13 protein-coding genes are annotated in these 9,581 nt (G+C 70.4%); 7 read left to right on the forward strand and 6 right to left on the reverse strand.

Annotation, left to right across the window (positions count from 1 at the left end; all coding sequences use genetic code 11):
• Nucleotides 1–26 precede the first annotated feature (26 nt).
• A complete protein-coding gene (locus ABEB12_RS36740; RefSeq protein WP_185066351.1) occupies nucleotides 27–707 on the forward strand; it encodes an enoyl-CoA hydratase-related protein in 681 nt (226 codons plus the stop codon).
• Nucleotides 708–718: 11 nt separating this feature from the next.
• Here the strand turns inward: ABEB12_RS36740 and ABEB12_RS36745 are convergent, their stop codons facing one another.
• Nucleotides 719–1,384, reverse strand: a complete 666-nt coding sequence (locus ABEB12_RS36745; RefSeq protein ID WP_185066352.1) for an enoyl-CoA hydratase-related protein — start codon at nucleotides 1,382–1,384, stop codon at nucleotides 719–721.
• A gap of 79 nt (nucleotides 1,385–1,463) precedes the next feature.
• Between ABEB12_RS36745 and ABEB12_RS36750 the strand changes: the two genes are divergently transcribed.
• Nucleotides 1,464–1,907, forward strand: coding sequence for a winged helix-turn-helix transcriptional regulator (locus ABEB12_RS36750; RefSeq protein ID WP_185066353.1), 444 nt, complete (start codon nucleotides 1,464–1,466; stop codon nucleotides 1,905–1,907).
• Here the strand turns inward: ABEB12_RS36750 and ABEB12_RS36755 are convergent.
• Both ABEB12_RS36755 and ABEB12_RS36760 read right to left on the reverse strand, forming a co-directional pair.
• On the reverse strand, nucleotides 1,904–2,668 hold the full coding sequence (locus ABEB12_RS36755; RefSeq protein WP_185066354.1) for a methyltransferase domain-containing protein: 765 nt from the start codon (nucleotides 2,666–2,668) through the stop codon (nucleotides 1,904–1,906). The two genes, ABEB12_RS36750 and ABEB12_RS36755, sit on opposite strands and share 4 nt — an antisense overlap.
• Complete coding sequence (locus ABEB12_RS36760; protein WP_345703457.1) at nucleotides 2,592–3,575, reverse strand: EamA family transporter; 984 nt, start codon at nucleotides 3,573–3,575, stop codon at nucleotides 2,592–2,594. Before ABEB12_RS36760 ends, ABEB12_RS36755 begins: the two co-directional genes overlap by 77 nt.
• A gap of 96 nt (nucleotides 3,576–3,671) precedes the next feature.
• Here ABEB12_RS36760 and ABEB12_RS36765 point away from each other — a divergent pair, with 96 nt between their 5' ends.
• Nucleotides 3,672–4,178: a MarR family winged helix-turn-helix transcriptional regulator gene (locus tag ABEB12_RS36765; protein ID WP_345703458.1), complete on the forward strand. Its 507-nt coding sequence runs from the start codon at nucleotides 3,672–3,674 to the stop codon at nucleotides 4,176–4,178.
• 15 nt (nucleotides 4,179–4,193) lie between these two features.
• Here the strand turns inward: ABEB12_RS36765 and ABEB12_RS36770 are convergent, their stop codons facing one another.
• Nucleotides 4,194–4,955, reverse strand: coding sequence for an SDR family oxidoreductase (locus tag ABEB12_RS36770; RefSeq protein WP_185066355.1), 762 nt, complete (start codon nucleotides 4,953–4,955; stop codon nucleotides 4,194–4,196).
• Nucleotides 4,956–5,274: 319 nt separating this feature from the next.
• On the opposite strand from ABEB12_RS36770, the gene ABEB12_RS36775 reads away from it, so the two are divergent.
• Nucleotides 5,275–6,525 carry a DUF222 domain-containing protein gene (locus ABEB12_RS36775; protein WP_185066356.1) on the forward strand — a complete coding sequence of 417 codons (1,251 nt, stop codon included), beginning with the start codon at nucleotides 5,275–5,277 and terminating at the stop codon, nucleotides 6,523–6,525.
• 17 nt (nucleotides 6,526–6,542) lie between these two features.
• On the opposite strand, the gene ABEB12_RS36780 is transcribed toward ABEB12_RS36775, so the two are convergent.
• The gene (locus ABEB12_RS36780; protein WP_345703459.1) at nucleotides 6,543–6,998 is read right to left on the reverse strand and encodes a helix-turn-helix transcriptional regulator; all 456 of its coding nucleotides are present in this window, start codon (nucleotides 6,996–6,998) and stop codon (nucleotides 6,543–6,545) included.
• Nucleotides 6,961–7,203 (reverse strand): hypothetical protein, encoded by a 243-nt coding sequence (locus ABEB12_RS36785; protein WP_185066357.1) that lies wholly within the window; start codon nucleotides 7,201–7,203, stop codon nucleotides 6,961–6,963. Before ABEB12_RS36785 ends, ABEB12_RS36780 begins: the two co-directional genes overlap by 38 nt.
• A gap of 208 nt (nucleotides 7,204–7,411) precedes the next feature.
• Here ABEB12_RS36785 and ABEB12_RS36790 point away from each other — a divergent pair, with 208 nt between their 5' ends.
• The 3 genes from ABEB12_RS36790 to ABEB12_RS36800 are packed head-to-tail and all read left to right on the forward strand — an operon-like array spanning nucleotide 7,412 to nucleotide 9,533.
• The gene (locus tag ABEB12_RS36790) at nucleotides 7,412–7,879 is read left to right on the forward strand and encodes a MarR family winged helix-turn-helix transcriptional regulator (protein WP_345703460.1); all 468 of its coding nucleotides are present in this window, start codon (nucleotides 7,412–7,414) and stop codon (nucleotides 7,877–7,879) included.
• Nucleotides 7,879–8,736 (forward strand): ATP-binding cassette domain-containing protein, encoded by an 858-nt coding sequence (locus tag ABEB12_RS36795; protein WP_185066358.1) that lies wholly within the window; start codon nucleotides 7,879–7,881, stop codon nucleotides 8,734–8,736. Before ABEB12_RS36790 ends, ABEB12_RS36795 begins: the two co-directional genes overlap by 1 nt.
• Nucleotides 8,733–9,533: an ABC transporter permease gene (locus ABEB12_RS36800; RefSeq protein ID WP_185066359.1), complete on the forward strand. Its 801-nt coding sequence runs from the start codon at nucleotides 8,733–8,735 to the stop codon at nucleotides 9,531–9,533. Before ABEB12_RS36795 ends, ABEB12_RS36800 begins: the two co-directional genes overlap by 4 nt.
• The last annotated feature ends 48 nt before the right edge of the window (nucleotides 9,534–9,581 follow it).

A 9,581-nucleotide genomic window follows, 5' to 3' on the forward strand; every position in this document is an offset into this window, starting at 1 on the left:
GCCCGCCCCGAACCCGAGGAGCGTTCATGCCCGGTCTGCACCGCGTCGGCGAGGTCTTCGTACTGGACCTCGGGGACACCGAGAACCGCCTGCATCCCGACTGGCTGCGGGAGGTCAACCAGGCGCTGGACCGGGTGGAGTCGACCGAGGGGCCGCGCGCACTGGTCACCACGGCCGGCGGGAAGTTCTGGTCCAACGGCCTGGACCTGGACTGGATCGGCCAGCACCCGGACCAGCTCAACGAGCACGTCGCCGAGGTGCACGACCTGTTGGCCAGGATGCTCGCCCTGCCCGTGCCCACGGTGGCCGCACTGCAGGGCCACGCGTTCGCCGCCGGCGCGATGCTGGCGCTGGCCCACGACTTCCGGGTGATGCGCGGCGACCGGGGGTTCTTCTGCCTGCCCGAGGTGGACATCCACATCCCGTTCACCCCCGGGATGAGCGCACTGATCCAGGCCAAGCTGAGCCCGAAGGCGGCGCACGAGGCGATGACCACCGGCCGCCGCTACCCCGGCCCGGCCGCGCTGCAGGCGCACATCGTGGACGCCACCGCCGACGCGGACAAGGTGCTCGACGTGGCCCTCGAGCTGGCCGGACCGCTCACCGGCAAGCCGCCCGCCACCCTGGGCGTGATCAAGCAGCGCATGTACCCGGCGGCGCTGGACGCGCTGCGCGACCGCACCGCCAACGCCTTCGGACCGGCTTAGCGCGGCCGCCCTCAGAGATCCAGCGTGTCGCCGGGGTGGATGGCGGCCCGCCGGATGATCTTGGCCTTGGTCCGCCGGCTCACCCAGCGCGGGCTGGCGGCGATGGCGGCCGCCATCGCGCGCGCCTCGGGCAGCGCCGCATCGGCCGGCACAACCTTGTTGACCAGGCGCAGCTCCAGCGCCTCCGCCGCCGACACCCTCCGCCCGGTGAGCGCCAGCTCGCGGGCCATCGACCCGCCGACCAGCTCACGCAGCGGCCCGTAGACCACGTCACCGAAACCGATCTCCGGGTGCTCGAACCGGGCGTGCTCGGCGGCCACCCGCAGGTCGCACATCACGGCCAGGTCGAAGCCGCCGGCGATGGCCGGGCCGTTCACCGCGGCCACGGTGGGCGTCGGGCAGTGCAGCACCATTCGGTGGAACCGGTCGCTGGAGTCCCAGATGCGCCGGTGCAGCGCCCGGTCGTCCTGGGCCCGGGCGAACTCACGCAGGTCGAAGCCCGCGCTGAACACGTCACCGGTCCCCGTGATCACGATCGCCCGGACGTCCTCGCGGGCGGACAGCTCCTCCAGCGCGTCGGCGATCAGGTCGCGCAGCTCGATGGACAGCGCGTTCTTCGCCTCCGGGCGGTTGAGGGTGAGCGTGGCGACGCCGTCGGCCGCCTCGACTTCGATCATCGGTGATCTCCTCCGGCAGTAGGTCTCAAATAAAGACCGACTCGGGTGTCGTGTCAAGCGACGCGCTAGCCTGCCCCTCATGCCCGGGGAAGTCCGCCGGCCGCCGCCGGACCAGGACGCGGTGCTGGCCACCCTCGCACTGGCCGGCGACCGGTGGACGTTCCTGATCCTGCGGGAGGCGTTCTTCGGCGTGCGCCGGTTCTCCGACCTGCAGCGCATCCTGGGCATCGCCCGCACGCCACTGTCCGAACGGCTCGGCCGGCTGGTCGCCGACGGGGTGTTGGAACGCGTCGCCTACCAGGAGAAACCGGTCCGCCACGAATACCGGCTGACCGAGCTCGGCCGGGACTTCTTCCCGCTCATCGTGGAGCTGCTGCGGTTCGGCGAGCGCTGGCTGACCGAGCGACCCACGCTGCGGCTGACCCATCGGGACTGCGGCGGCCAGGTGGTTTCCCAGGTGCGCTGCGCCCGCTGCGGCGAACCGGTCGACGCGCACGGCAGCGAGCCGGAGCAGCTGCCCTAACGTCCGGCTTCGGCGGTGATGGTGCCCCACACGTGGGTGAGGGTGCGCACGCCGTCGCGCCGCTCGGGCCGCAGCCCGGTCGACGGGCCGCCGGCCAGCTCGGCGTCGAGGGTGCGGCGGATCTCCACGCGGTCTCCCTCCGGGGTCTGGCTGCGCGTCATCCAGTCCTCGAGGTCCAGCGGGTTCGGCCGGCTGGTCGTGCCGGTCACGGTGGCGCCGGCCGCGCGCAGCAGCCCGTGGATCTCCTCGGCGGTGAGCGTGCGGTTGTGGCTGGGGTCGCGCAGCCGTTCGACGCGGGTGTTCTCCTCGGCCACCCCGGGTCCCTGGAGCAGCATGTCGGAGACGCCGATCCGGCCGCCCGGCCGGCACACCCGCACCATCTCGCGCACCACCGCGGCCGCGTCCGCTACCTGGTGCAGGGTCAACCGGCAGGCGACCAGGTCGAACTGGTCATCCAGCCAGGGCAGCGCGGTGGCGTCGCCGCGCAGGAAGGTGATGTTGCGCAGGCCGGCCGCGCGGGCCAGCCGGTCCCCCTGGGCCAGCATCTCCGGTGTCAGGTCCAGCGCCGACACGTGCCCGACGTGCGGCGCCAGCGCCCGCCCCAGATGCGCCGCGCCCGCCGCGACATCCAGAACCTGCATGCCGGGGCGGGGTCCGAGCTGCTGGACGATCCACTCCAGGCCGCTAGTCGCGAACCCGGTGTCGGTGAACGTCTCCGCCTGCAGCCGGAACTGCTCCAGAATCCGGTCGTTGTGGCTCACCGGATGATTGTCGGCCAACGGTTTGCCCGGCCACCAGCGCGAGCAGCGCGACGGCCAGCCCGACCGTCTGCCCGGCGGTGAGGAACTCACCCAGGATCACCAGGCCGGCCAGCGTCGCGGTCAGCGGGTTGGCCAGGCCGAGCAGCGAGACAGTGGTCGGGGTGAGCCGCTCGATGCCCCGGAACCAGAGCCAGTAGCTGATAGCGCCGCCGATGGTGGCCAGGTAGAGGTAGCCGAGCAGGTTTGCCCCGGTCAGCGTGTCCGGCAGCCCCTCGAAGGCCAGCGTGAACGGCGCGAGCAGCAGCCCGCCGAGGGTCATCTGCCAGCCGGCGCTCATCAGCGGCGACCCCGGGCTGCCCCACCGCTTGGCCAGCACGATCCCGAACCCCAGCATCCCGGTGGCCACCACCATGGCGACCAGCGCCAGCGGGTCCAGGTGGGCCTTTGCGCCGAGCGTCATCAGCGCCACGCCGAGCACTCCGACCAGCGCGGCCAGCAACTGGCCGACCGGCGTCCGGGTGCGCAGCAGCAACCAGGCGAAACCGGCCACCAGCAGCGGCTGAACGGTGCTGACCGTGGCCGCCACGCCGCCGGGCAGCCGGTAGGCGGCGAAGAACAGCAGCGGGAAGAAGGCCCCGAAGTTGAGCACGCCGAGCACGGTGAACCGCCACCACCAGGTCGGCGAAGGCGGCATCCGGCGCACCAGCAGGATGATCAGCAGGCCGGCCGGCAGCGCGCGCAACACCGCTGCCAGGAGCGGGCGGTCCGGCGGGAGCAGGGTCGCGGTCACCACGTACGTGGTGCCCCAGCTGATCGGGGTGAGCATGGTCAGGAGCTGATCGACAATGCGTTCGGGCCGCACCGTCGCCGGGCTGGCCGTTACCGAACTGACCGTGGCCGTGGTCACCAGAAATCCCCTCACTGATAATCTTAACGTCGAGATACATGACACCATCCGAGATGTCTTGATTTCAAGTCTCTTCACATTGAGAGGAGTGTCACGGTGCGCGACGCGGTCGACGAGATCACCGACCAGTGGCGGCGCGAGCGACCGGACCTCACGGACACGCTCTGGCCGATGGGGCTGGTCGGCCGGGTGCAGCGGCTGAACCGGGTCCTGGAGCGCGAGCTCAAGGACTTCTTCGCCGGCTACGACCTCGAGCTGTGGGAGATGGACGTGCTGCTGACGCTGCGCCGGGCCGGGGCGCCTTACGCCCTGACCCCGGGCGCGCTACTCAAGGCGGCGATGGTCAGCTCAGGCGCGATGACCAACCGCATCGACCGCCTGGAGACCAAGGGCCTGGTCACCCGGCAGGCCGACGCGGCGGACCGGCGATCGGTGAAGGTGCGGCTCACCGACCAGGCGGTGAGCATGGTCGACGGGCTGATGGACAAGCACCTGGCCAACGAGGCGCGCCTGTTCAGCACGCTGGACCCGGCCGAGCGCGACCAGCTGGCCGGGTTGATGCGCAAGGTGCTCGCCGAGCGCGGCGACACCTCGATCCACTGAGTCGCTGGCTACGGCTCAGAACGCGGCGTACCCGCCGTCGATCAGAATCGAGTCGCCGGTGTGGAACGACGACGCCTCGCTGGCCAGGTAGACCGCGATGCCGCCGAAGTCGTCGCCGACGCCCCACCGGCGCACCGGCATCCTCGGCATCACGTTGCTCACGAACTTCTCGTTGGCGAACGAGCCGGCGGTGACCCCCGACTCGGTCCACCCGGGCAGCAGGGCGTTCGCGCGGATGCCGTGCCGGGCCAGCTCGACGGCCAGCGCCTTCACGATGGTCACCAGGCCGCCCTTGCTCGCCGTGTAGGCGTACCCGCCGGCCTGCCCCATCAGCACGGACAGGCTGGAAGTGGCGACCAGGCTGCCGCCGTTGCCCAGCTCGATCATGTGCCGGGCCGCCTCGCGCAGCGTGACGAAGGCACCGTCCAGGTTGATCCGGGTGATCCGACGGAAGTCGGCCAGACTGGTCTCGACCAGGGGTTTGCGGTTGGACTCGACGCCGGCGTTGGCGAAGCACGAGTCCAGCCGACCGAACCGGCCGACCACCTCGGCCAGCGCCTCGACCACGCTTTCTTCCTCGCCGACGTCCACCCGCATCGCGCTGGCCCGCTCGCCCAGCGACTCGACCACCTCGGCGTTGCGGTCCGCCTTGGTGCCCCAGATGCACACCTGGGCGCCCGCCTCCACCAGCCCGCGCGCCATGCCGAGGCCGATCCCGCTGTTCCCGCCGGTGACCAGGGAGACGTGGCCGGTCAGGTCAAATTTCGCGTAACCCACCGCGAGATCATCGCTGCCCTCCTTGGTAGCGGCAACCCGAGTGTTGACTAGAACACGTTTCACTTTCGGGGTTGCGGGGCGCACGGGTTGTTCGGCGCCGCGGTGCGGCGCCGGCCCGTCCGGATGTCTCCGACATCCAAACGGATCGAAACCCTCCTCGTCTTAGATTCTTCTTTGGACGGGACCACAGCCAGGAAACCCGCTCCGGAACGCGGCGGTTCCGGTCCTGGATTGAGTTGCAAGCCGGGTACGGCACACGACGCACACCACCTCTTCAATCATTTTGGTTTCGCACTGCATCTCATGCTAACATGAACGCATGTTCGAGTCCAGCGTTCAGGAAGCGGTCGCCGCGGTGGCCGCCCTGCGCGCCTGCCTCGACACCGCCGACGGCCCCACCCAAATCGAAGGACTCAAAGCCGTCGAACGACTGGGACGGGACCTCGCCCACCTACGGCTGTCACTGATCGCCCACCTGGACCGGTCCGGGGAGTTCGACCAACGATGTGTCACCGCCCGCGCCGCGATCGCGGACCTGTTGGGCTACCACCCCGGTAAAGCCCGACGAATGGTCGCGGTGGCCCGCTCGGTGTTCCCCATGACCTTGGACGGACAACCGGTGGAACCGGTCATGCCCGCCACCGCCACCGCCCTCGGCGCGCTCACCATCGACCAGGCGCACGCCGACGTCATCGAAGACCTGCTCAACTCCCCCACCGGACGACGCCTCGACCCGGCAATGTGGAGCGGCGCCGAGGCCCAACTCGCCGAGTGGGCGACCACGTGTCGACCCGACGAACTACGCCGCCTCGGCACTCAGCTGCTCACCACTCTGGACCAAGACGGCCCGACACCCGAAGACGAGAAACCACAGCTCAACGAACTACACCTGTACCGCCGCCGGGATGGTGGCGGTGGGCGGGTCAAGGGCCAGCTCGACACCGCGACCTTCACCGCTCTGTCCTTGGCGTTGGAAGGACACCGCACCAGCGGCGACGACGAAGACAAATCCCTGCCCGAACGTGACGCTGACGCCCTCGGCGCCCTGTGTGTCCAGGCGCTCAACGACGGAGACCTGCCCACCCAGGGTGGGGAACGACCCCATTTGACCGTGGTCATTCAGGAGAAGGACCTGCGGGAGCGGATGCGCGGGGCCACCCTGGGACTTGGCTGGGCCACCGCCGCTCAGATCCGCCAACTCGCCTGCGACTGCTCCGTCCTCCCAGTCGTGCTGGACGGGGACAGCATGGTTGTCGACGTTGGACGCATCCGCCGGACCGTGGACCGCTACCAACGCCGCGCCATCGCCGCCCGCGACCGAGGCTGCGCCTTCCGCGGCTGCGGGAAGAAACCCCGACACTGCGAAATCCACCACCTCATCCCCTGGGCGCACGGTGGTCGCACCGACCTCAACAACTTGGTGATGCTCTGCTGGGCGCATCACCGGATGATCCACCACGCCGGGTGGGAGATCCGCATCCACAACGGATGGCCCGAATTCATCCCTCCAAAATGGATAGACCTCACCCAAACACCACGCCGAAAACCCCGGACATTGATCACCGCGTAAAGATTTGAAAGTGAGGATTAGTGAGCATCTCGATCGCTGCCGAATTCGTGGGGCAGCACGCGGTCAAGTTGGCTGCGCGAGTTGATGCGCAGCTTGGCGAAGGCCTTGCGGAGGCGGTACTGGACGGTGTGCGCGCTGATGAACAGGCGCGGGCCGATCTCGGGGTTGGACAAGCCGTCCCGGGCGAGGCGGGCGATCTGGGCCTCCGGGGCCGTCAACTGCTCGTGCCGGGCGGCGTCGGCCCGTTTGCGGGCGGTCTCGCCCGTGGCCCGTAATTCCCGGCCCGCCCGCTCGGCGAAGGCCGCCATGCCCATGGCCTCGAGCATGCTGTGCGCGGTACGAAGCTGCTCGCGCGCCTCGCCCCGGCGGCGCTCGCGGCGCAGCCATTCGCCGTAGAGCAGATGGGCGGGTCGGCTCCGGCTGGACGCGGACGGATCAGCAACTCCCGCCGCCACCGCCGCCGCCGTCCCCACCACCGCAGCTACCGCCCCCGTCGCCGCCGAACCCGCCGAAGCCCCCGAACCCACCGCCGCCGTCACCGGAGCCGGTGTACGACGAGGAGTACGAACGGTAACGGCTGCCGGAGTTGCGGGCGGCCGCTCGGTTGGCCTTTCCACCGACAATTCCGATGAGCACAATGAATGCGATCAAGATAACAACAATCACGAATCCGGTCATCGTGAACCCCTCCTCACCAGTGCCAATGGGCTAGCTGCCGCTAGATTTGCCGTCGGGACGGATCGGCAAACCGGAATTGAGCAAGATTTGATGAAACGGGGTCGGCGAGCAATCCCGGTGTGCTGGAAGCGTCGACTCGGAGTGCTGGGACCGCCGACTCGGGAAACTGGGGGTGCAGGTATCTCGTTCGCAGAGGTAATATGTTTCCGTGAGCCAGGTGACCGGGGAAGAGCTGATGACGGCGTTGGCCGCGTTGCGCCGGGTGGTGCGGCGGCGGCTGCGCCAGCGGTTGCCGGGGCCGCACGGGAACGGCAGCCACCCGGCCAGCGGGCACATCGAGCTGCTGCGTTACGTGGAGCGGCACCCGGGTACGGGGGTGGCCGCGGCCGCCCGTGCGCTGCACCTGGCCGGCAACTCGGTGAGCACCCAGGTCAACCAGCTGGTGCGGGACGGGATGTTGCGGCGCGAGTCTCACCCGGCGGACCGCAGGGCCGCGCGGCTGGAGCTCACCGAGGGCGCGCGCAACCACCTGACCGGCTGGCGGGCGGCCCGGGCGGAGCTCGTGGACAAGGCGCTGTACCGGCTGCCCGAGGCCGACCGGCGGGCTCTGGCCGACGCGATGCCGGCACTGCACCGGCTGCTCACCGAACTGGACGAACGCGAGGAGGCACCCTGATGCCCGACACGGGGGACGGCAACCCGGCGAAGCCGGCGGGGCGGGTAACGGAGGTACCCGCCGTGCGCTGCACGGACGTGCACCAGCGGTTCGGCGACACCGTCGCGGTGGACGGCCTGAACCTGGAGGTGCGCCCGGGTGAGGTGTTCGGCCTGCTCGGCCCGAACGGCGCCGGGAAGACCACCACCATCCGCATGATCACCACACTGCTGCCGGCGCCGCCGTCCTCCATCGCCGTGTTCGGCGTGGACGCCGGCAAGCGGCGCACGGCGGTCCGCCGGCTGCTCGGGTACGTGCCGCAGCAGCTGTCCGCCGACGGCACGCTGACCGGCCGGGAGAACGTGAGCCTGTTCGCCCGGCTCTACGACGTGCCGCGCCGGGAGCGCGCCGCCCGGGTCGCCGAGGTGCTCGAGGCGGTGGACCTGACCGAGGTGGCCAACCGGCCGGCCAAGACCTACTCGGGCGGCATGGTCCGCCGCCTGGAGCTGGCCCAGGCGCTGGTCAGTGCGCCCCGGCTGCTGGTGCTGGACGAGCCCACGGTCGGGCTCGACCCGGTCGCCCGGGACGGGGTGTGGGCGCGCATCGAGCAGATCAAGGCGGAGACCGGGATGACCGTGCTGGTCACCACGCACCTGATGCAGGAGGCCGACCAGCGGTGCGACCGGGTGGCGCTGATGCACCGGGGCCGGGTGCGCGCGCTGGGCAGCCCGGTGGAGCTGCGCGCCGGCCTCGGCCCGGACGCCACGCTGGACGACGTGTTCCGGGCCTACACCGGCGACGGGCTGGCCGAGGCCTCGGAGGACGGGAGCATGCGCCAGGTGCGCAGCGCCCGCCGGACCGCGCGGAGGGTGTCATGACCGTGCCGATCGAGGCCTCGCCGCTGCGCGCGGTAGGCACCGTGTTCTCCCGGGTGTACACGATGTGCCTGGTCGAGGTGCAGAAGCTGCGGCACGACCGCACCGAACTGGTCACCCGGGCGGTGCAGCCGACGCTGTGGCTGCTGGTGTTCGGCCAGGTGTTCACCCAGCTGCACGCCATACCCACCGGCGGGACGCCGTACCTGGACTTCCTGGCGCCGGGCATCCTGGCCCAGTCGGCCCTGTTCATCGCCATCTTCTACGGCATCCAGATCATCTGGGAACGGGACGCCGGCGTGCTGGCCAAGCTCATGGCCACCCCGACGCCCCGGGTGGCCCTGGTGGCCGCCAAGGCGTTCGCCGCCGGGCTGCGCGCGGTGGTGCAGGCGGTGGCGGTGATGGTCATCGCACTGCTGCTCGGCGCGGACCTGCGGCTGGACCCGTTGCGCCTGCTCGGCATGGTGGTCGTGCTGGTGCTCGGCTCGGCGTTCTTCTGCTGCCTGTCCATCACCATCGCCGGGCTGGTGCTCTCCCGGGACCGCCTGCTCGGCATCGGCCAGGCCATCACCATGCCGCTGTTCTTCGCGTCGAACGCGCTGTACCCGGTGGAGCTGATGCCCGGCTGGCTGAAGGTGGTCAACCACATCAACCCGCTGAGCTACGAGGTGGAGGCGCTGCGCGGGCTGCTGGTGGGATCGCCGGCGCGGTTCGGGGTGTGCTTCGGGGTGCTGTTCGTGGCGGCCGCGGCGATGATCACGGTCGCCGCCGCGCTGCTTCCCCGGCTCACCAAGGGCTGAGCCGTCCAAGGGCTGAGCCGCCCAAGGGCTGAGGCCGAGCACACCTAT

Origin of the sequence: Actinospineispora eucalypti, from assembly GCF_039543365.1 — a bacterium.
Taxonomy (GTDB): domain Bacteria; phylum Actinomycetota; class Actinomycetes; order Mycobacteriales; family Pseudonocardiaceae; genus Pseudonocardia; species Pseudonocardia eucalypti.

Coding starts and splice junctions, on each gene's coding strand:
- ABEB12_RS36740 (WP_185066351.1), top strand. CDS start 27: ATGCCCGGTCTGCACCGCGTCGGCGAGGTCTTCGTACTGGACCTCGGG.
- ABEB12_RS36775 (WP_185066356.1), top strand. CDS start 5,275: ATGTTCGAGTCCAGCGTTCAGGAAGCGGTCGCCGCGGTGGCCGCCCTG.
- ABEB12_RS36785 (WP_185066357.1), bottom strand. CDS start 7,203: ATGACCGGATTCGTGATTGTTGTTATCTTGATCGCATTCATTGTGCTC.
- ABEB12_RS36795 (WP_185066358.1), top strand. CDS start 7,879: ATGCCCGACACGGGGGACGGCAACCCGGCGAAGCCGGCGGGGCGGGTA.
- ABEB12_RS36745 (WP_185066352.1), bottom strand. CDS start 1,384: ATGATCGAAGTCGAGGCGGCCGACGGCGTCGCCACGCTCACCCTCAAC.
- ABEB12_RS36800 (WP_185066359.1), top strand. CDS start 8,733: ATGACCGTGCCGATCGAGGCCTCGCCGCTGCGCGCGGTAGGCACCGTG.
- ABEB12_RS36750 (WP_185066353.1), top strand. CDS start 1,464: ATGCCCGGGGAAGTCCGCCGGCCGCCGCCGGACCAGGACGCGGTGCTG.